Genomic DNA, 19,587 nt, shown 5'->3' on the forward strand with positions numbered 1-19,587 from the left:
AAGAGCGCGAAAGGTCCCTCGCTGCGCTCGGGATGACACCAATACCGTCGCTTGCGACAACAATGCTGTCATCCCGAGCGCAGCGAGGGACCTTTCGCTTTCGTGCTCACCCATCGAGCCAGACGCCGTCGAAGCGCGGCTTGCCCAACAGGTTCGGGCGGTAGCCTTTGACCTTGCCGACGTGGGCATCGAGCTCGAGCTGGAAGACCAGCGGCACCACCAGGGCGGCGTCGACCACGATCTTCTGCACCTTGGCGAAGGCGGCCTTGCGCGCCTCGAGGTCTTCGCTGGCGCGCGTCTCCAGCAGGGCGGCGGTGAGCTCGGGCGATGCTTCGGTCCGGCCGGCGTTGTAGTACGAGTCCTTGGCGAACATCAGCGAGTAGGTGAGCGAGGGATCGGGCCGTCCGGTCCACGCCGCCAGCAGCGCTTCGCCCTTCTTGTCGGCGAAGAAGGCGGCGCTCATCTCGGGGATCGAGCCGGTCTGCCATTTCACGCGGATGCCGCCTTTGGCGAGCTGCTCCATCAGCACCTCCTGGCGCTGCTGGCTTCTCTGGTCGGAATAGCCGAGGAAGGTCATGTCGATGCCGTTAGGGAAGCCGGCCTCGGCGACCAGCTTCTTCGCCTTGTCGGGATCGTATGGCCAGCCGTTGGCGAGCTTGGCGTCGTACGCCCAGTGCGCGCTGGGCAGCGCCATCCAGGCGGGCTCGGCCAGGCCACCCATCGTCGCCTTGCTGAAGACGGTGCGGTCGATGGCGTGATTGATGGCCAGCCTGATCTTGGGGCTGTCGAGCGGCGCGCGGCCGTAATTCAGGAACATCTGCACGCAGTAGAGCGTCGGGCCGGTCACCGCGGTCAGGTTCTTGGCGCGGTCGATCACCGTCTTCTGCTGCGGCGACAGGAAGTAGACGAAGTCGTTCTGGCCGGCGACGACCGAGCGCAACCCGGTGTTGGTCTCGGCGATGACGGCGAATTCCATGCCGTCGAGCAGCGATGGTCCCTTCCAGTACTTGTCGTTGCGGACGTAGGTCACCTTCTCGTTGTCGTTCCAGCCGGTGCAGCGATAGGGGCCCGAGCCGACCGGCTTGCGGTCGTGATCCTTGCCCAGCTCCTTCACCGCCTTGGGCGAGCACATCATGCCGGCGCGGTCGGACAGGATCAGCGGCAGCGCCGAATCGGGCTGCTTCAGCTTCAGGGTGACCTGCAGGGGCCCCGTCACCTCGATCGAGTCGACGGTGGCGAGATCGGCCTTGATGCTCGAGCGCGCATCGGTCCGGTTGCGCTCCAGGTTGAACTTGACGGCTTCGGCGTCGAACGGCGTGCCGTCGTGGAACTGCACGCCCGATCGCAGGTTCAGGACCAGGGTTTTGGCATCGGGGAACTTCCACGACTCGGCGAGACCGGGCAGCGCCTTCAGGGTCGGGAAGTCGAACTCCACCAGCGTATCGAAGATCGGGTAGAGGAACGCATGGTCCTGGCCGGAGCCGCCGGTCGCCGGATCGAGGCTCGACGGATTGGTCGGTGCCGACACCTTCAGGATGCCGCCTTTCTTCGGCGTGCCCTGTTTCGGCGTGGTTTGCGCCCAGGCCTGGCGGGCCGCGGCGAGCGCCATGGCTCCGGCGACGAGCGAGCGACGAGTCGTGTTCATTGTGTCCTCCCTTTTTGCGTGACCTCGCCCGCGAAGTGACAGGCGACGAAGCGGCCCGGCACGAGCTCGCGCCAGGCCGGTTCCTGTGCGCTGCAGACGTCCTTGGCGAAGCGGCAGCGGGTGCGAAAGCGGCAGCCCGACGGCGGCGAGATCGGGCTCGGGATCTCGCCTTCGAGCGTGACGCGCTCGGCGGTGCGCAAATGGCTGGGCAGTGGCACCGGCTCTGCCGACAGCAGCGCCTCGGTGTAGGGATGCAACGGTCGCTCGGCGATCGCGTCGGCATCGCCGAGCTCGACGAACTTGCCGAGATACATCACGGCGATGCGATCGCTGATGTGGCTCACCACGCCGAGATCGTGGGTGATGAACAGGTAGGTGAGGCCGAATTCGCGCTGCAGGTCTGCGAACAGGTTGAGGATGTCGGCCTGGATCGACACGTCGAGTGCCGCCACCACCTCGTCGCAGACCACCAGCTTGGGCCGCAGCGTCAGGATGCGGGCGATGTTGACGCGCTGCTTCTGGCCGCCCGACAGCTCATGCGGATAGCGCTCGCCGAACTCGCGACTGAGGCCAACGCGTTCGAGCACGGCCACCGCTCGGGCGTTGCGTTCGGCACGCGTGCCCTCGCCCAGGATATCGAGCGGCTCGCGCACGCTCTCGCGGATGCGCATGCGCGGATTGAGCGCAGCATTGGGATCCTGGAAGACGATCTGGAAATCGCGGCGGTTGCGGCGGAACGCGGCGCCGCCCAGCGTGTAGGGATCGGTGCTCTCGAGCCGGAGCGTGCCGGTGGTCGGCTTCAGCAGGCAGACGACGGCACGGCCAAGGGTCGACTTGCCCGAGCCGGACTCGCCGATGACGCCAAACGTCTCGCCGCGGCGCATGGCGAAGCTCACGCCGTCGACCGCCTTGACGGTTTCCGAGCCGCCCGAGGTGGCGAAGTGCACCTTGAGGTCGGACGCTTCGACGAGCGCGTTCATGCAACGGCACCGGGCAAGGTGAGGCTCGCCTGACGGACGCAGCGGGCGCGCCGCTCGGCCGACACGTCGACGAGGGTCTGCGTCGCCGTGCATTCCGGCGCGCCATGCGCGCAGCGCAGCCGGAAGCGGCAACCGGCCGGCATGTCGGCAAGCGAGGGCACGCGGCCCGGAATCGACGGCAGGGTGGTCTTGCGCTTGCTGAGCCGCGGGATCGAGCGCAGCAGGCCCGACGTGTAGGGATGGCGCGGCCGCTCCAGCGCGGCGTCGACCGGTGCATCCTCGACCACCTCGCCGGCATACATGGTCAGCATGCGCGTGCAGGTCTCGGCGATGACGCCGAGATCGTGGGTGATGAACAGCAGCGCGGTGCCGGTGCGGCTGCTGAGATCGAACAGGAGGTCGATGATCTGCGCCTGGATGGTGACGTCGAGCGCCGTCGTCGGTTCGTCGGCGATCAGCAGCTTGGGCTCGCAGACCAGCGCGATGGCGATCATCGCGCGCTGGCGCATGCCGCCGGACAACTGGTGCGGATACTCGTCGACGCGCCGCGCCGGCAGGGGAATGCCGACCTGGGCGAGCGCTTCGATGGCGCGCTCGCGCGCCTCCTTCTTCGCCATGCCGCGGTGCGCGCGCAGCGTCTCGCCGATCTGATGGCCTATCGTGAACACCGGATCGAGGGCGCTCATCGGTTCCTGGAAGATCATGCTGATCTGCCGGCCACGCACCTTGCGCATCTCGCGCGCCGGCAGGGTGAGGAGATCGCGCCCGTCGAGCAGGATTTGGCCGGTGACCCGGCTCGAGCGCCGCGGCAGCAGGCCGAGAATCGAGAGGCCCGTGACGGTCTTGCCGCAACCCGATTCGCCGACGATGCCGACGCGTTCGCCCGGTCGAACCGCGAACGTCACGTCGCGTGTCGCCTGCACCTCGCCCGCCTCGGTGCGGAAGTGGATACCGAGGCCCCGCACATCCAGGAGCGGCGCCGCCGCATTCGCTGCCGTCACGTGTTTCCTTCCCTGAGGGCTCAAGCTCTTCCGGACCGCGAGCGTCTCGCTCGCTCATGATTCTCAGCGAGCGGGACGCTCGCGGTCCGGAAGAGCTTGAGCAACAAGCCCCGAGGGCGGAGCTTACACGAGTCGGTTCGGTGTTTTAGCCCGTCATCGCTCTCGCCTTGCGCTGTGCGGGAGGCAGCGCTTCCTTGCCGATCACGTTGTCGCGGGCGAGGCGTTCAAGCTCGACCTGCGAGAGTCCGAGCAAGCCGCCCAGCACCTGCTCATTGTATTCGCCGAGAGTCGCGGCCGGCGTTCGCACTGCGATGGGAGTGGGCGCGTCGCGATAAGGCGGGGACGGCTGCGGATGACGCCCGACATAGGCACGCTCGATCCATTGCCAGAAGCCGCGCGCGACCAGATGCGGATCATCGAGCAGATCCTTCGGATGGCGCACCGCGCCGGCCGCGACACCGGCTTGCTGCAGGATCGTCATCGCATCGTCGGAGGAACGGCTCACTGTCCACGCGGCGATTGCCGCCTCGATGCGATCTTCCTGCGCCCGGCGTCCGGCTGCCATGACGAGGGCGTCATCATCGATGCCGATGATCCTGGCAAGCGACTGCCACATCGCGTCGTCGGTGACGGCGATCGACACCCACCTGTCGACGCCGGCCGACGGAAAGATGCCATGCGGCACGTAGAACGGATGGCGATTGCCGGCCCGCGGCGCCAGGCGGCCATTGGCCGACTGCTCGATCGCCCAGGCTGCCGTGAAGGGCAGCATGCACTGGACTTGCGACAGATCGATGAACTGGCCCTCGCCCGTCTCGCGTCGATGCAGCAGGGCGATCAGCATGGCCGAGCAGGCATTCAGCCCGCCGACCGCATCGCCGTAGGCGAGATGATTCATCATCGGCGGATCGTCGGCGCGGCCGCCGACTCTCGGCAGGCCGGAGCCCTGCTCCAGCGTCGAGCCGTAGGCGCGTGTTTCCCGCCATGGCCCGGTGGCGCCGAATGCGGCCATCGACACCATGACCAGCGACGGGTTCACCTTGGCCAGCTCGGTGTAGTCGAGCCCGAACTTGCGCAGGACCTCGGCGGAATAGTTCTCGATCACCGCATCGGCGTCCTTGATAAGCGCCTTGGCGAGTGCCACGCCGTCGGGCACGGTGAGGTCGAGGGTGATCGCCCGCTTGCCGCGATTCATGATGTTGAATCGTGATGATTTCTCGTAGAGGCGCTGGGCGACCGTCTCGGCGCGATTGTCGACGCCGCGCCACCAGTCGGGATAGCCGCAGGCCTCGATCTTGATCACGTCGGCGCCGAGATCGGCGAGATTGCGCGTGCACACCGGGCCAGCCCAGCCCATCGACAGATCGACGATGCGCAGCCTCTCCAACGGTCGCGCCGTGCGACTTGTCGTTCGAGGCGCCTCACTGCGCGCGGCGATGCGGCCATTGTGCTCGCCGGGCTTCGGGACGGTGCCACCGAAATTGGCCGGTGTGCGCGTCAGATGGAACGGCGAGCCGGGCGCCTCGACCGTCCTTTCTTCCATGGCGATAGGCACGATGGCCTTACGATCGCGGAACACCGGCCAGGTCAGCACCTGCTCCATGTCCGGAACGATGGCGAAGGGCAGGCGCAGCTCCAGGGCGGCGGCGAACCATTCCTCGGCGGTGCGGTCGAGGAAGCGCGGAATGAAGCGCGCCTCCAGCGCATCGGCGCGCGCCAGCCGCTCCGGACCCATGACGTGCTGTGGATGGCGGCCGAGATCGGGCATGCCCATGAGGTCGCAGAACGACTTCCATTGCGCCGGCGTCACGATGGTGATGCCGATCCAGCCTTCCTTGCAACGATAGACGCCCATCGGGTAGGTCGGCGTGAAGCGGTTGAAGCCCCAGCGCTTCTGCGGCACGCCGGTGGCCCACGCCTCTATCGCCTGATACTCGGCGAGCGCGATGGTCGCCTCGTGCACGCTGACGTCGTAGCGACGGCTTTGGCGCCCGAGCAGCGTCGCCATCGCCGGGATGAAAGCGCCGAGACCGCCCATGATCGCCGACTGGTAGTCGGGCAGGGTGAGCGGCGGGCCCGTCTCGGGACCGATCAGCTGGACGAATCCGGCGAGCGCGCGGCACACCGCATCGGTGGTCTTGAAGTCGCGATAGGGACCCGACTGCCCGAACCATGACAGGTCGATGGCGACGAGATGGGAATGAGCGGCGGCATGATCGCTGCCCGACGAATCGATCAGCACGTCGGCGCCGGCGAGAAGCTGGTCGAGGGCGACCGTGTCGGCCGTCACGCTTTTCTTGCCGAAGTTCAGATAGGCGAACCAGCCGCTCGTGCCATCGACCAGAGGGGGAAAGGATCGGCCGGGATCGCCGGCGACCGGCTCGACCTTGATCACCTCGGCGCCGAAATCGGCGAACAGGCGGGCGGCATAGGCACCGGCCGCAAGGGAACCGAGCTCGATCACGCGAAAGGCGGAAAGGCGCGTCTTTGACATCCCTGACTGGTAGCATAGAGGGGTCACTGTTGAAGTGGTTGAGCCATCATGAGACATCGACAGGCGATGCCTAGCAGGGGAGGAAAGGAGATGATGACGAAGGTGCTGGTGGCGATGGGAGCTCTCGCGACGATGGGCGTGGCGACGCTGGCCCATGCCGACGTGGCGGCGGCCAATGCCTGTGCCGCCAACCTGACGCCGGACGGCAAGCAGATCTACGCCGCGGTGATGGCAGCCAGGCCGACGTCGGACACATTGCAGTCGACCATGGAGACCCAGACGCGCAGCCTCGCCATGAACGGCAAGATCGGCCGCGGCGAGGCGCGTGACAACGCGATCGCCGCGGCGTCCCGCCCGCTCATGACTCCGAGCGGGGCGGGACGCCCGCGGTCCAGAAGACGAAGAGCATGTTGGCGAGGCCTCGTGCCGTCAGCGCGGTGCGCTCGCGCTCGCTCACACCAGCACCCAGAGCGGGATGGCGACGAAGAACACGATGTAGGTGAGCGCTAGCGCCATCAGCCCGTCGATGCGGCGCGGCTCGAGGCGGCGCTGCAGGTAGCGTTCCAGCAGCAGGATCTGCACGATGGCGTAGGGCACGATCAGGAGCAGGATCGCTTCCAGGAGGCTGGCGCTGATCAGGCGCGGCAGCAGGGCAACCGCCGTCACTGCCGCCACTGCCGTGGTCGCCTGGGCAAGCCGGACGGCGATGCGCGGACCCAGGCGCACGGCGATGGTGCCTTTGCCGACGGCGCGATCGGCCGAATAGTCGGGGATGCCCGATAGGGTGATGGCCGGCAGGATGGCGAAGAACAACGGCACGGCGACCAGCCAGGGCCAGGGATTTGTCCAGGCGCCGCCCTGGAAAGCGTAGCCGCACAGGATGACGCCAAGACTGTGAGTCACGCCGACATCGATCTCGCCCAGGCCGCGCCAGCAGAGTTTCAACGGCGGCACTGTGTAGCCGATCGCCAGCACGCCGAGAGCGGCCAGGATGACCAGGCTGGGGAGCGGCGAGACGATGGTGGCCAACGTGAGGCCTGTCGCGGCGAAGGCGCCGAGCGCGATCAGCGCCGCGACATGCAGGTTTGCGAGGTCGATGCTGCCGTCGACCAGCACGCGCGAGCCGCCGGTGAAGGGGCCGTGATGACGGTTGCGCAAGTCGCTCTCGAAGTCGAAGCGGTCATTGGTGAAGACGGTCGCGAGCTCGAGCGAGAACAGGCAGGCGAGGCCGAGCCAGAAGGCGAGCCAAGAGACTTTTCCGGTCGCCTGCGCAGCCCCGGCGGCGCCCATCGCATAGGCAGCCCATGCCATGGGATGGAACTGCAGCCGGAAGCTCCTGAACCAGGCGGCAAGAGTCCCACGCACACGCTGGCCGGGCGTCAGCGCGCCCTCGCGCAGGCAGAGGCCTTCGCGGTGCGCGTCGTCGATCCACCCGGCGCGCTGGCTGGCGCTGGCGGGCTTGACGGGACCGAAGATGGTGCTGCGCACCGGCGTCACGCCGCAGAAGCCCAGGGTGGCACGGCTGAGCGCGTTCAGGCCGGGCGCGCGATAGATGTGGCGGTAGACGAAAGGCGGGGTATCCATGGTGGTCAGCAGATGGGCGCTCTTGCCGATGAGCAGCTTGTCCCAACCTTCGCCGTCGTCGCGGCCCTCGAAAGCGAAACCGGGCATGAGCACGCGATCAAGGAAGCCCTTCAGGCAGGCCGGCATGGTGCCCCACCAGGTAGGAAAGACGAAGACCAGGTGCTCGGCCCAGGCGACGAGGTCCATGGCTTCGGCGATGGCGGGCTCTCGCTCCTGGTCGCGCGGCGAGAGCTCGAGGACATCGGGCTCGAAGCCGCGGTCGGCCAGGGACAGGCGGCGCAGGTCGGCGCCGGCTGCCTCGGCGCCTGCCGCATAAGCATCGGCGAGCGCCTCGCAGAAACTGCCGCGCCGCGGATGGCCGAGGATGAGCAGGACCTTGAGACTCATCACGAGGCTCCTCGACAGGATCGGAGCCGGATCATCGCCGCGATAAAGAGTCCGGAGAACGACGTCGCGTCTCACGTTCCGGTGAGGACCCCGTCACGCGCGTGGTGCTCATGCTCCTCCGGACCGCGGGCGTCCCGCCCGCTCAGATTCATGAGCGGGCGCGACGCCCGCGGTCCGGAAGAGCATGAGTCGCGCGTCAGCGCTTGATCCGCGCCGCCAGGAACTTCATGAGGAGCGGACCGAAGGGCGGGCGCAGCATGCGCAGAGGGCCGATCTCCCGGCCGATCTGGTGATAGACCGACCTGCGATGGCTGAACTCCAGGAAGCCATCGCGGCCGTGATAGGCGCCCATGCCGGCAGGGCCGATGCCGCCGAAGGGCAGGTCCTCCTGCGCGACATGCATCACGACGTCGTTCACGGTCACGCCGCCCGAGATGGTGCGGCCCAGCACGTGGTCGCGCTCGGCCTCCTCGGTGCCGAAATAGTACAGGCCGAGCGGCCGCGGATGGGCGTTGATGTAGGCGATGGCGTCGTCGAGGTTCTGATAGCGCTTCACCGGCAGCAGCGGGCCAAACACTTCCTCCTGCATGACCGTCATGTCGTCCGTCGGATCGAGGATCAGGGTCGGCGCCATGCGGCGATGGGGTTGCTGCACCAGGTCCTCGCCTGCCGGATTGATCTCGACGATCTTGGCGCCCTTTGCACGGGCGTCCTCGACATGGGCCGCGAGCCGCGCAAGATGGCGGTCGGACACGATCGCCGTGACGTCGGGATTGTCGCGCAGCGTCGGGAACATGCGCGCGACCGCGAGGCGCGCCGCCTCGACGAAGGCGCCGATGCGATCGGCCGGCGCCAGCACGTAGTCAGGGGCGAGGCAGACCTGGCCCGCGTTGAAGGTCTTGCCGTTCATGATGCGCGCGGCGGCCACGCCGAGGTCGGCCGAGCGGCCGATCACCACGGGGCTCTTGCCGCCCAGCTCGAGGGTCAGCGGCACCAGGTTCTCCGCCGCCGCGCGCATGACGTGGCGGCCGATCGCCGTGGCGCCGGTGAAGACCAGGTGATCGAAGGCGAGGCCCGCGAATGCCTGACCGACATCCGGTCCGCCCGTGACGACGGCGATCTCCTCGGGGTCGAATGCCTTGGTGATCATGCGCTTGAGGAGTTCCGACGTCTCCGGCGTCGTTTCCGATGGCTTGACCATTGCGCGATTGCCCGCAGCCAACACGCCTGAGAGCGGGGCGAAGGTGAGATTGACAGGAAAGTTCCACGGGCTGATCACGCCCACGACGCCCTTGGGCTGGTAACGGATCTCGGCCCGCGCGCCCAGCAGGCGCGCAATCGGCGGCGTGGTTGGCCGCCGCTCGCTCCGCATCCAGCGCGCGAGATGCGCACGCGCGTGCTTGAGGGGAGCGATCGACGAGGCGACGTCGCCGAACGCCGTCGCAGCGCGCGAACGTGCGCCGAAATCGGCGTCGAGCGCCGACTCGATCGCCTCGCGATGATCGACCAGAAGGGCAATGCAACGGTCCAGCCGGTCGGCGCGTATTGCCGCGGACGGGCTGCCCTCCCGGAGCTGCGCCGCCTTCTGTCGCGACAGGACTCCGTTCAGCTCGGCGGCGATGGCAGTGGCGGCGGGGGATGGGCTGGACGGCATCGGCTTCTCCTGGCGTCCGCCCGACCGGCGGGCGAACAGTTCAAAGACTGTGGCCGCACAATAGGCCACGAAGCACCATTCGGCGTAGCCTGACGCCAGCCAGGGCATTCGCCTTTCGCAAAAAATGCGTCATCCCGAGCGGAGCCGCCCGATGAGGCGCTGGTTACAGCGCCCTAGGCGGCGCAGTCGAGGGCCTTTCCTGCTGATGCTGCGAGAAGAAAGGCCTCTCCACTACGCCTCGCGGAGTTTATCCCGAGGAACTCGAGGGACTCGACTGCGGTCGGCATGACGCCATTTCTGGCCTATGCGAATGCCTGCGCGCGAGCCGGGATATGCGGACCGACAGCGCTGCCTGCGAAGACGATCGGCCCTTCACGGCGCGCGGGTCGCGGCCTATCGTCCGACACGACCAACAACTTCCGAGGATTCGCCCATGACCAACCCTGACCGTTTGCGTGCCCTGCTGGCCGAGCCCGGCTTTGTCGTGATGCCGGCGGTGTGGGATGGCCTGACCGCAAAGCTGACGGCGGGTGCCGGGTTCAAGACGGCGTTCCTGTCGGGTTCCTGCGTCGCGGCGAGCCGGCTCGGCGGGCCGGACCTCGATCTCCTGTCGTTCGGCGAGATGTTCGATTCGTTCCAGATGGTGCATGGCGCCGCACCCGACCTGCTGGTGCTGGCCGATGGCGACCACGGTTACGGCAACGCCATGAACGTGCAGCGCACGGTGCGCGCCTACGGTCGGGCCGGCGCCGCTGCCGTGCTGATCGAGGACAAGATCACGCCACGTGCGCTCACCTCGGCCGGCAAGCCGTGCCTGCCGCGCGACGAGGCGCGCATGAAGATCCGGGCCGCCGTCGAGGCGGCGAAGGATTCGGGGATCCTCATCCTGGCGCGTACCGACTGCCGGCCTACCCAGGGCATCGACGAGGCGGTGGCGCGCATCGAGATGTATGTCGAGGAAGGGGCCGATATCCTGTTCCTCGATTCGCCGGCCGACGACGGCGAGATCCATCGCGCCATCGCCGCGGCGAAGGGCAAGCCGAGCTTCGTCGTCCTGTCGCCCGGCGCGCCGCGCGCCACGCCGAGCCAGAAGGAAGCGGAGAAGCTGGGCTTCAAGATCGGCACCTTCCCGACCGGCATGCTGTCGCCCGCTGCCGCCGGTATGAAGGCCGGCCTGGCTGCCTTGAAGGCTGGCGAGTCCGAGGCCAAGAGCGCGCTGCCGCCGCCCGAGCTGCGCGGCATCCTGGGCTACGGCGACTACGACAGCCACGCCAAGCCGTTCGTGCTGGCCGGCCGATGATGCGCCGACCGATGACCCATCGCCGGGCGCGCGCCACTGGCGGCGGAGCAAACGCTGCCGTTGTGGCGCGACCCTTCCGGATCGCAGAGGAGACGCACCACGTCGGCGGAGATTACTCCGCCTTAAGTGGCACGCCCGCAGCACCATGAAATTCGCCCTGCATTTCGGCAACAACACTTTCCCGGATCTGGCCGGCGCCACGCGCGTGGCGCGGCTCGCCGAGGCGGCGGGCTTCGATACGTTGCTTGCCGTCGACCACGTTGTCTTTCCCGACAACTACACCTCGGTCTATCCCTACGGGCCGAGTGGCCGGTTGCCGGTCGGCCGCGGGGGTGCCTTTCCCGATCCGCTGATCTGGATCGCCTGCGCCGCCGCCGTCACCTCGCGGCTAAAGTTCCTCACCGGCGTCATCATCCTGCCGCAGCGCAATCCGCTGATTCTCGCCAAGCAGGTGGCGACGCTCGACTACATGAGCAATGGCCGGTTCGAGCTCGGCATCGGCGTCGGTTGGCTGAAGGAAGAATTCGAGGCGGTCGGCGTGCCGTTCGCCAAGCGCGGCAAGCGCGCTGACGAGTATGTTGCCGCCATGAGAGCGTTGTGGGCGGCGGACGGCGCGAGCTTTGCGGGCGAGTTCGTGAACTTCCGCGAGGTGAGCTGCAATCCCAAGCCGGCCGGCCGCGTGCCGATCATCGTCGGCGGCCATACCGAGGCGGCGGCGCGCAGAGCCGGCCGGCTGGGCGACGGCTTCTTCCCGTCGATCGGCTCGAGCGTCGACCCGATGCCGCTGTACGACGTGGCCCGCCGCGCCGCCGCTGAGGCCGGCCGCGACCCGGGTGAGATCGAGCTGTTCGCCGGCTGCCCCGACCTGCTGCCCGGCTCGACCGTCGAGCCGCAGGCCGCCGTCGAGGAACGCGCCCGCCGCGGCGTCAACCGCATCGTCGTTCCGGTTGGTCCCTTCCTGCCGAGCCTCGAGGAAAGCCTGATGCGCTTCGGCGAAACGGTGATCCGCCCGTTTGCGGGGGCCTAACCTCCTCCCCAGCTTCGGGAGGTGTCCTCGTCCACAGGCTTTTGGCCGCTGCGCGGCCAAAATGCCGACGCGGACGGAGGGGTCATGGCCCGGGAGCGCGCCAAGGCGGAGGTTACTCCGCCGACGTGGCGCAGTCTTGTCGTCCTGAGCGCAGCGAAGGACCTCATCGCCACTGCTACGAGTGGGCGATGAAACTTCTGGCGATGAGATCCTTCGCTGCGCTCAGGATGACATGAGAGATGCGCATCCGAGCGATAAGTTCACAGGCTCTCCATGGCGCGCTCCCGGCCATGACTCGTGACCCCTCCGTCGCGTATGACTCGACACCTCCCCAGCGAAGCTGGGGAGGGGGCCTTAGCCAAACGCCTTGCGGATACGGGCCCAGTCGGCCAGCGCCTCCTCATGCCCGGGCACCAGCTGGATGGTGAACTGCGTGTAGCCCGCGCCGCGCAGCGCCTCGATGCGCTGCTTGATCTCGACTTCGCTTGCCGCGAACGACGTCTCGCGAATCAGGTCGGCGGTGATGAAGCGCTTCTCCTCGGGCTTCACGAACATCAGGTGGCCGCGGTGGTTCGCGATGTAGGGCGCGTCCTTGGGCTCGAAGTTGCGGGCGAGCTCGATGTAGCCCTGAATCTCCGGCCGCGTCTTGGCGACCATGGTGACGCCGGGCGCCAGCCCGGCCAGCGCCTCGTCGGCGGCGCGATGCAGCATCACCGCGGCGCGCGGGCCGGCCTGCGCCATGGCGCGGTCGGAGTCCGCCGGCTCGCCGTCCTTCAGCACGCAACCGAGGGCGAAAGCCGTCGCCTGCAGATCGCCCATGGCATGGCCGGCCTTGCTCCAGGCATCGCGCATCGCCTCGACCTCGCGGATGCCGTTCTCGACCTTGCCGACGAAATCGATCCAGCCCGCCTTGAGCTTCGCCGTCAGCGCGCGCGTGCGCGGGCCGAAGGCGGAAAGGTGGAGCGCGATCGGATCCCTGGTGTTGAACAGCGGCAGCTCGGGATTGAGGAAGCGGATCTTCTTGGTCTCGCCCTCCATCTCGAAATCGACGATCTCGCCGCGCAGCAGACCGTAGACCTGGTGGATGTGGGCTTCCATGTCCTTGACCTTGATCGCCCCGAAGCCCATCGCGCGGCGCGCCGTGAAGCCCGTGCCGACACCGAAATCGATGCGGCCCGGCGCCAGCTGGTTGAGCGTCGCCAGCGCATTGGCCGTGACCGGCGCGATGCGGTTCGACGGCACCAGGACGCCGGTCCCGAGGCGGATGCGTGTCGTCTTGACCGCCGCCGCACCCATGGCGACGAAGCAGTCGGCGCTCAACATCTGGGTGTCGTAGAACCAGGCGTGCGTGAAGCCGAGCTCCTCGGCACGCTGCACGACCTTCCACGAATCGGCAGCCGTGGGCAGCGCGATGCCGAAATCCATGATGCTACTCCCTATGGTCTATGTTTTTTTGGATCAGGCACCATGAAAAGGTCCCTCGCGTACGGCACTTGCTTCGCAAGCGCCTTGCTCGGGATGACACCATTGGTTTGGCGCTCGCCACGAGTAACGCTGTCATCCCGAGCGCAGCGAGGGGACCTTTCCTTTTCCATGTGCGCTCAAGTATCCGCCAGCTCCTTCAGCATGCGGTCGCGCGCGGCGAAGTCGCCGTCGGCGTGGACCGGCTGCAGGCAGACGTGGGTGGCGCCGGCTTCGAAATGGGCGCGCAGGCCTTTGCGGATCGCCGCCGCGTCGCCCCACAGCACCATGGCGTCGATGAAGCGGTCGCTGCCGCCGTCGGCCAGATCGGCCTCGCTGAAGCCGTCGCGCAACCAGTTGTTGCGGTAGTTGGGCAGGATCATGTAGCGCGCCAGCTCCTTGCGGCCGAGCGCGCGGGCCTTCGCCGGTTCGCTCTCCAGGGTCACCTTCTGCTCGACAGCCAGCCATTTGTTGGGGCCGAGGATGGCGGCGGCCTTCGCCGTATGCCTGGGCGTCACGTTGTAGGGCACCGCGCCGCGCGACTTGGCGGCGCTCAGCTCCAGCATCTTGGGGCCGAGGGCCGCGACCACGACAGGCGCTTCGTCCGCTGCCGGCAGATCCTTGTGAATGCCTTCCAGATAGGCGCGCATCGCCGGGATCGGCTTGTCGTAGCGATGGCCGCGCAGGCCTTCGACCATGGGGATGTGGCTGACGCCCAGACCGAGGATGAAGCGCCCGCCGTAGAAGTCGTTCAGCGAAACCATGCCTCGCCGCGCGGTATAGGAATCGCGCGCATAGATGTTGGCGATCGAGCTGCCGACCATGAGCTTGCTGCTCTTCGACAGGAGGTAACCGGCCAGCGACAGCGATTCGTAGCCGCGCGATTCGGGATACCACAGTGCCGAATATCCCAGCTTCTCCACGGTGCCGACGAGATCGCCCAGTTGCGTGCTGTTCAGCTTGTCGGTCGAATACCATACGCCCAGCCGTCCCAAGGTCATGGCCGTGAACTCCCGTCGCTTCGTTGTGACCGGGACATTGTCACACTAAAGTGGGCAGCGCAGCTACATCAGGAAATGGACGGCACATGCAGATCGGCGTCATCGGCCTCGGGCGGATGGGTGGAAATATCGTGCGGCGCCTGACCCGGGCGGGGCACAGCTGCATCGTCTACGATGCCAATCCGGCTCCCGGTGCGGCGCTCGCCAAGGAAGGGGCTGTCGCCGCCGCCTCGGTCCCCGCGCTGGTCGAGGCCCTGAAGGACGGCCCGCGCGCCGTGTGGGTGATGCTGCCGGCGGGCAAGATCACCGAGCAGACGATCGCCGAGCTCGCCTCCCTGATGAAGGCGGGCGACGTCATCATCGATGGCGGCAACACCAACTTCAAGGACGACGTGCGGCGCGCCCGCGAGCTGAAACCCAAGGGCATCCACTATCTCGACGTCGGCACATCGGGTGGCGTGTGGGGACTGGCGCGCGGTTACTGCCTGATGATCGGCGGCGATGCCGAGGCGGTGAAGCGCCTCGACCCGATTTTCTCGGCCTTGGCGCCGGGCCTCGGCACCATCGAGCGCACGGAGGGCCGGGAAAAACTCGATCCGCGTGCCGAGCAGGGGTACATCCATGCCGGCCCTGTGGGCGCCGGCCATTTCGTCAAGATGATCCATAACGGCATCGAGTACGGCATGATGCAGGCCTTCGCCGAGGGTTTCGACATCATGAAGCATCGCGCCTCGGAGAGGCTGCCGGCCGACGAGCGCTACGATCTCAACCTGGCGGACATCGCCGAGGTGTGGCGGCGCGGCAGCGTGGTGACGTCGTGGCTGCTCGACCTGACGTCGAGCGCGCTCGCCAAGGACGGCGCGCTCGAGCATTTCTCGGGAAGCGTCGAGGACAGCGGCGAGGGCCGCTGGACGATCGAGGCGGCGATCGAGGAGGCAGTGCCGGCCGACGTGCTCGCCGCCTCGCTGTTCGTGCGCTTCCGCTCGCGCCAGGACCATACGTTTGCCGAGAAGATCCTGTCGGCCATGCGGCTGGGCTTCGGCGGTCATGTCGAGGCGCCGAAGAAATAGTCGAAGCGCCGAAGAAATAGACGAGGAGGGTTTCCTGATGCGTGTAGGCGTTTTCTATTTTCCGACCGATTACGGCATCGACCTGTCCGAGCTCGGCCGCGCCCTCGAGGATCGCGGCTTCGCGTCGCTCTACGTGCCCGAGCACACCCACATCCCGGTGAGCCGCAAGACGCCGTTTCCAGGCGGCGGCGAGCTGCCCAAGCGCTACGCGCACACGCACGATCCGTTCGTCGGCCTCGCCTTCGCCGCGGCGGTGACCAGGAAACTGATCGTCGGCACCGGCATCTGCCTGGTGCCGCAGCACGAGCCGATCGTCACCGCCAAGGCGATCGCCTCGCTCGACCAGCTCTCGGGGGGCCGCTTCGTGTTCGGCATCGGCGGCGGCTGGAATGTCGATGAGATGGAGAATCACGGCGCAACCTACGACACGCGCTTCAAGATGATGCGCGAGTACGTGCTCGCCATGAAGGCGCTGTGGACCGAGGACGAGGCGTCGTATCACGGCGAGTTCGTCAAGTTCGATCCGGTGTGGTCGTGGCCCAAGCCGGCGCAGAAGCCGCATCCGCCCATCCTGCTGGGCGGCGAGACCGACTACACGCTGCGCCGCGTCGTCGATTATTGCGACGGCTGGTTCCCCCGGCCGCGCGGTTTCGATCCGGTCCAGGGCGTCGATCGCCTGCGTCGCATGGCCGACAGCCGCAAGCGCGACTTCTCGACTCTCACCATCAACGTGTTCGGCGCGCCCAACGACGCCAAGGTGCTGGCGAGTTACCAGAAGGCCGGCATCCAGGACGCGCTGCTGGCCATTCCCGATCTCAGCCGCGACGAGATCCTGCGCCATCTCGATACGATCGCGCCGCTCGTCAAGGTGGGTGCGGCGGCATGAGCGTCGCCGTCGGCGTCGGTCTGACGGAGTTCCCCTTCGCCAGCACGGGGGACTACTGGCGCTGGGTCGATCTCTGCGAAGCGGGCGGCATCGATTCGATATGGCAGACCGATCGGCTGGTGAGCACGCAGCCGATCCTCGAATGCATGGCGGTGATGGCGGCGCTGGCCGGCCGCACGCGCCGGCTGCGCTTCGGCATGAACGTGGTGTCGCTCGCATTGCGCGACCCGATCCTGCTCGCCAAGCAGTGCGCCACCATCGACGTGCTGTCGGAAGGCCGCCTGCTGCCGGCCTTCGGCATCGGCAGCCCGCTCGGCCCCGAATGGCAGGCGCTCAACATCGACACGCGCACCCGCGGCAGGCGCACCGACGAGGCGCTGGAGATCATCACCCGGCTGTGGCGCGAGGACAGCGTTGACTATGCCGGCACGCACTACCGGCTCGAAGGCGCGTCGATCTCGCCCAAGCCGGCGCAGCCCGACCTGCCGATGTGGATCGGCGGCTCGTCGGAGGCGGCGATCAGGCGCACGGCGCGCTACGGCACCGGCTGGCAGGCGGGTGGCGAGATGCCCGCCGATGCCGGCAAGGTCGTTGCCGCCATCAAGCAGGCGACGGCCGAGGCCGGCCGCTCGATCGACGAGGATCATTACGGCGCGGGCTTCCCGTTCTATTTCGGCTCGGCCGACGACAAGATCGTGGCGGTGGCGGTGGCCGCCTACACCAAGCGCACCGGCCGCAAATCGGCAGGCTACTTCGCGGTCGGCGACGAGCACACGATCATCGACCGGGTCGCCGAGTATGTCGATGTCGGCGTCGAGAAATTCATCCTGCGGCCGATCGGCCGTGACGGCGAGGCGATCCTCGACCAGACGCGGCGCCTGATCGACAAGGTGATTCCCATGGTCGAGGCGCGCTGGCCGAAGAAGGCCAAGGCGCACTAGCGATCATCTCCTCCCCAGCGAAGCTTGGGAGGTGCCCCGTCATACGGGGCGGAGGGGTCATGAGCCTCAGTCTCGCTGCTCATGACCCCTCCGTCGCCGAAGACGGCGACACCTCCCCAAGCTGCGCTTGGGGAGGAGAATTAGAAGCGCCGAAATGGGCACAACCTTTCGGCATGACGGTAGGATGGAACGAACAGACGAACTCTAAAGAGGGGAAATCATGCATATCGGCGCGGCAATGTTCTTCACCGACTACTCCATGTCTCCCGGCGAGCTGGGCAAGGCGCTGGAGGAGCGCGGTTTCGACTCGGTGTGGGCGCCCGAGCACTCGCACATCCCGCTGACGCGCAAGTCGGCGTTTCCGGGCGGCGGCGATCTGCCGAAGAAGTACTACGACGCGATGGATCCGTTCGTGTCGCTGATGGCGGCCGCTGCGGTCACCACGAAGCTGAAGGTCGGGACCGGCGTCTGCCTGGTCAATCAGCGCGACCCGATCCAGACCGCCAAGCTGGTGTCGTCGATCGATCAGCTGTCGAATGGCCGCTTCCTGTTCGGCGTCGGCAACGGCTGGAACCAGGACGAGATGGAGAATCACGGCACCAACTTCGAGTCGCGCCACAAGCTGGTGCGCGAGCGCATCGAGGCGATGAAGGTGATCTGGACCAAGTCGAAGGCCGAGTATCACGGTGACATGGTGAAGTTCGACGCCATGATGACCTGGCCCAAGCCGGCGCAGAAGCCCTATCCGCCGATCCTGGTCGGCGGCGCCTTCCCCTACGGCGCGCGGCGCGCCATCCGCTACGGCGACGGCTGGATGCCGCTGCGCGCACGCGCTGCCTATTCCGACGTGAGAGCGCTGTTCCCGAAGTTCCGCGAGATGGCCAAGGCTGCCAATCGTGATCTCGCGACCCTGCCGCTCTCGATCTGGAACTCCACGGAGGACGAGAGCGAGCTGAAGCGCGACCAGGACGAAGGCGTCGAGCGCGTCATCATCAGCCTCGAATCCGCCAAGGCCGACGTCATCCTCCCCGAGCTCGACCGTTGGGCGAAGCTGATCCCGAAGGTGGCTTAGCGATTCTTCTTCCTCCCCAGCGAAGCTGCGGACGGAGGGGTCATGAGTCACGTGAGGAGGCCTCTGACCCCTCCGTCGGCGATTACGCCGACACCTCCCCAGCGAAGCTGGGGAGGAATCTGATCAAACCAGCGCCAGCACGTCCTTCTTGAAGCGCTGCATCTCGGCCAGCATGGCGTCCACCGTGCTGCCGGCGAAGCCGACGTCGAGATGGCTGACGCCCATCTCCTCGAGCGCGCGGATGTCGGCGGCGATGTCGGCATTCTTGCCCGAGAACAGCCGGCGCTCGCCGTCGCCGGCGGTGGCGGGAATGCTCTCGCCGTACGCCGTGCAGCGCAGCGCCAGGCCGACGGCATCGGCCTTGCGGCCGGCCTTCTCGGTCAACGCGCGCAGCTTGGCGACGCCGGCCTTGAAGCGCGCCAGCGAATCGAGCGGGAAGGCGGGATTGGTGCCGATCGGATACCAGGCATCGCCCAGCGTGGCGGTGCGCCGCAGGGCCGGGCCGCTCTCGCCGCCGACCCAGATCGGCGGATAGGGCTTCTGCACCGGCTTGGGCGCCAGCACGATGTTGTCGAAGCGGACATGGTCGCCGGCGAATTTCGGCTGCTCCTTGGTCCACAGCTCGACGAAAGCTTTCAGGTACTCGTCGGTGACCTTGCCGCGCGCTGCGAAATCGGGCGCGCCGATCGCCTCGAACTCCTCCTTCATCCAGCCGGCGCCGATGCCCACCACCAGGCGGCCGCCCGACAGCACGTCGATGGTCGACAGCATCTTGGCGGTCAGCACCGCGGGGCGATGCGGCACCACCATGACCGAGAGCACCAGGCGCAGTCGCTGGGTCTTGGCGGCAACGTAGGCGACCTCGATCAGCTGCTCGTGGCGCTCGGCACGCGCGCCGGCGGGGAATTCACCAGATGAGCTGTAGGGATAAATGGCATGGATGTCGGTAGGGATAACGACATGGTCGCTGAAGGTGGCGTAATCGTAGCCGAGCGCCTCGCCTTCCACGACCAGGCGGGTCAGCTGCCCTGTTTCCGCCAACGGTCCGGCGGTTGGCGCATTGAAGCCGAACTGCATATGTATC

The 19,587-nt window shown here is 67.3% G+C and carries 16 protein-coding genes; 7 read left to right on the plus strand and 9 right to left on the minus strand.

Going from position 1 to position 19,587, the window contains the following annotated elements; genetic code table 11:
• Positions 1 to 106 precede the first annotated feature (106 nt).
• From ACILR9_RS14970 to ACILR9_RS14985, 4 genes are all read right to left on the minus strand, one after another.
• Positions 107 to 1,645, minus strand: a complete 1,539-nt coding sequence (locus tag ACILR9_RS14970) for an ABC transporter substrate-binding protein (RefSeq protein WP_395710740.1) — start codon at positions 1,643 to 1,645, stop codon at positions 107 to 109.
• On the minus strand, positions 1,642 to 2,625 hold the full coding sequence (locus tag ACILR9_RS14975; protein WP_395710741.1) for an ABC transporter ATP-binding protein: 984 nt from the start codon (positions 2,623 to 2,625) through the stop codon (positions 1,642 to 1,644). The genes ACILR9_RS14970 and ACILR9_RS14975 overlap by 4 nt, the downstream gene beginning before the upstream one ends.
• Positions 2,622 to 3,626: an ABC transporter ATP-binding protein gene (locus tag ACILR9_RS14980; protein ID WP_395710742.1), complete on the minus strand. Its 1,005-nt coding sequence runs from the start codon at positions 3,624 to 3,626 to the stop codon at positions 2,622 to 2,624. The genes ACILR9_RS14975 and ACILR9_RS14980 overlap by 4 nt, the downstream gene beginning before the upstream one ends.
• 145 nt (positions 3,627 to 3,771) lie before the next feature.
• Complete coding sequence (locus ACILR9_RS14985) at positions 3,772 to 6,120, minus strand: CaiB/BaiF CoA transferase family protein (protein WP_395710743.1); 2,349 nt, start codon at positions 6,118 to 6,120, stop codon at positions 3,772 to 3,774.
• Positions 6,121 to 6,210: 90 nt separating this feature from the next.
• Between ACILR9_RS14985 and ACILR9_RS14990 the strand changes: the two genes are divergently transcribed.
• The gene (locus ACILR9_RS14990; RefSeq protein ID WP_395710744.1) at positions 6,211 to 6,630 is read left to right on the plus strand and encodes a hypothetical protein; all 420 of its coding nucleotides are present in this window, start codon (positions 6,211 to 6,213) and stop codon (positions 6,628 to 6,630) included.
• On the opposite strand, the gene ACILR9_RS14995 is transcribed toward ACILR9_RS14990, so the two are convergent.
• A complete protein-coding gene (locus ACILR9_RS14995; RefSeq protein WP_395710745.1) occupies positions 6,574 to 8,091 on the minus strand; it encodes an NAD(P)H-dependent oxidoreductase in 1,518 nt (505 codons plus the stop codon). The two genes, ACILR9_RS14990 and ACILR9_RS14995, sit on opposite strands and share 57 nt — an antisense overlap.
• 196 nt (positions 8,092 to 8,287) lie before the next feature.
• Complete coding sequence (locus ACILR9_RS15000; RefSeq protein ID WP_395710778.1) at positions 8,288 to 9,745, minus strand: coniferyl aldehyde dehydrogenase; 1,458 nt, start codon at positions 9,743 to 9,745, stop codon at positions 8,288 to 8,290.
• Positions 9,746 to 10,178: 433 nt separating this feature from the next.
• Between ACILR9_RS15000 and ACILR9_RS15005 the strand changes: the two genes are divergently transcribed.
• Both ACILR9_RS15005 and ACILR9_RS15010 read left to right on the plus strand, forming a co-directional pair.
• The gene (locus ACILR9_RS15005) at positions 10,179 to 11,045 is read left to right on the plus strand and encodes an oxaloacetate decarboxylase (RefSeq protein WP_395710746.1); all 867 of its coding nucleotides are present in this window, start codon (positions 10,179 to 10,181) and stop codon (positions 11,043 to 11,045) included.
• A 145-nt stretch (positions 11,046 to 11,190) separates the two neighbouring features.
• Entirely contained in the window at positions 11,191 to 12,072 is an 882-nt protein-coding gene (locus ACILR9_RS15010) for an LLM class F420-dependent oxidoreductase (protein ID WP_395710747.1), read from the plus strand.
• 354 nt (positions 12,073 to 12,426) lie between these two features.
• On the opposite strand, the gene ACILR9_RS15015 is transcribed toward ACILR9_RS15010, so the two are convergent.
• Together ACILR9_RS15015 and ACILR9_RS15020 are read right to left on the minus strand one after the other, a co-directional pair.
• Positions 12,427 to 13,497: an LLM class flavin-dependent oxidoreductase gene (locus tag ACILR9_RS15015; RefSeq protein ID WP_395710748.1), complete on the minus strand. Its 1,071-nt coding sequence runs from the start codon at positions 13,495 to 13,497 to the stop codon at positions 12,427 to 12,429.
• 176 nt (positions 13,498 to 13,673) lie between these two features.
• The gene (locus ACILR9_RS15020) at positions 13,674 to 14,534 is read right to left on the minus strand and encodes a TIGR03620 family F420-dependent LLM class oxidoreductase (protein WP_395710749.1); all 861 of its coding nucleotides are present in this window, start codon (positions 14,532 to 14,534) and stop codon (positions 13,674 to 13,676) included.
• 86 nt (positions 14,535 to 14,620) lie between these two features.
• Here ACILR9_RS15020 and gnd point away from each other — a divergent pair, with 86 nt between their 5' ends.
• The 4 genes from gnd (at position 14,621) to ACILR9_RS15040 (ending at position 18,503) form a co-directional block, all read left to right on the plus strand.
• Entirely contained in the window at positions 14,621 to 15,604 is a 984-nt protein-coding gene (gene gnd / locus ACILR9_RS15025; protein WP_395710750.1) for a phosphogluconate dehydrogenase (NAD(+)-dependent, decarboxylating), read from the plus strand.
• 37 nt (positions 15,605 to 15,641) lie between these two features.
• The gene (locus tag ACILR9_RS15030) at positions 15,642 to 16,490 is read left to right on the plus strand and encodes an LLM class F420-dependent oxidoreductase (protein WP_395710751.1); all 849 of its coding nucleotides are present in this window, start codon (positions 15,642 to 15,644) and stop codon (positions 16,488 to 16,490) included.
• Positions 16,487 to 17,431: an LLM class flavin-dependent oxidoreductase gene (locus ACILR9_RS15035; protein ID WP_395710752.1), complete on the plus strand. Its 945-nt coding sequence runs from the start codon at positions 16,487 to 16,489 to the stop codon at positions 17,429 to 17,431. Before ACILR9_RS15030 ends, ACILR9_RS15035 begins: the two co-directional genes overlap by 4 nt.
• A gap of 220 nt (positions 17,432 to 17,651) precedes the next feature.
• A complete protein-coding gene (locus tag ACILR9_RS15040; protein ID WP_395710753.1) occupies positions 17,652 to 18,503 on the plus strand; it encodes an LLM class F420-dependent oxidoreductase in 852 nt (283 codons plus the stop codon).
• A gap of 123 nt (positions 18,504 to 18,626) precedes the next feature.
• Here the strand turns inward: ACILR9_RS15040 and ACILR9_RS15045 are convergent, their stop codons facing one another.
• A complete protein-coding gene (locus ACILR9_RS15045; RefSeq protein WP_395710754.1) occupies positions 18,627 to 19,580 on the minus strand; it encodes a TIGR03619 family F420-dependent LLM class oxidoreductase in 954 nt (317 codons plus the stop codon).
• Positions 19,581 to 19,587: the final 7 nt, after the last annotated feature.

Source organism: Reyranella sp. (assembly GCF_044224635.1).
Lineage (GTDB): Bacteria > Pseudomonadota > Alphaproteobacteria > Reyranellales > Reyranellaceae > Reyranella.

Coding starts and splice junctions, on each gene's coding strand:
- ACILR9_RS14970 (WP_395710740.1), bottom strand. CDS start 1,645: ATGAACACGACTCGTCGCTCGCTCGTCGCCGGAGCCATGGCGCTCGCC.
- ACILR9_RS14975 (WP_395710741.1), bottom strand. CDS start 2,625: ATGAACGCGCTCGTCGAAGCGTCCGACCTCAAGGTGCACTTCGCCACC.
- ACILR9_RS14985 (WP_395710743.1), bottom strand. CDS start 6,120: ATGTCAAAGACGCGCCTTTCCGCCTTTCGCGTGATCGAGCTCGGTTCC.
- ACILR9_RS14990 (WP_395710744.1), top strand. CDS start 6,211: ATGATGACGAAGGTGCTGGTGGCGATGGGAGCTCTCGCGACGATGGGC.
- ACILR9_RS14995 (WP_395710745.1), bottom strand. CDS start 8,091: ATGAGTCTCAAGGTCCTGCTCATCCTCGGCCATCCGCGGCGCGGCAGT.
- ACILR9_RS15000 (WP_395710778.1), bottom strand. CDS start 9,745: ATGCCGTCCAGCCCATCCCCCGCCGCCACTGCCATCGCCGCCGAGCTG.
- ACILR9_RS15005 (WP_395710746.1), top strand. CDS start 10,179: ATGACCAACCCTGACCGTTTGCGTGCCCTGCTGGCCGAGCCCGGCTTT.
- ACILR9_RS15010 (WP_395710747.1), top strand. CDS start 11,191: ATGAAATTCGCCCTGCATTTCGGCAACAACACTTTCCCGGATCTGGCC.
- ACILR9_RS15015 (WP_395710748.1), bottom strand. CDS start 13,497: ATGGATTTCGGCATCGCGCTGCCCACGGCTGCCGATTCGTGGAAGGTC.
- ACILR9_RS15020 (WP_395710749.1), bottom strand. CDS start 14,534: ATGACCTTGGGACGGCTGGGCGTATGGTATTCGACCGACAAGCTGAAC.
- gnd (WP_395710750.1), top strand. CDS start 14,621: ATGCAGATCGGCGTCATCGGCCTCGGGCGGATGGGTGGAAATATCGTG.
- ACILR9_RS15030 (WP_395710751.1), top strand. CDS start 15,642: ATGCGTGTAGGCGTTTTCTATTTTCCGACCGATTACGGCATCGACCTG.
- ACILR9_RS15035 (WP_395710752.1), top strand. CDS start 16,487: ATGAGCGTCGCCGTCGGCGTCGGTCTGACGGAGTTCCCCTTCGCCAGC.
- ACILR9_RS15040 (WP_395710753.1), top strand. CDS start 17,652: ATGCATATCGGCGCGGCAATGTTCTTCACCGACTACTCCATGTCTCCC.
- ACILR9_RS15045 (WP_395710754.1), bottom strand. CDS start 19,580: ATGCAGTTCGGCTTCAATGCGCCAACCGCCGGACCGTTGGCGGAAACA.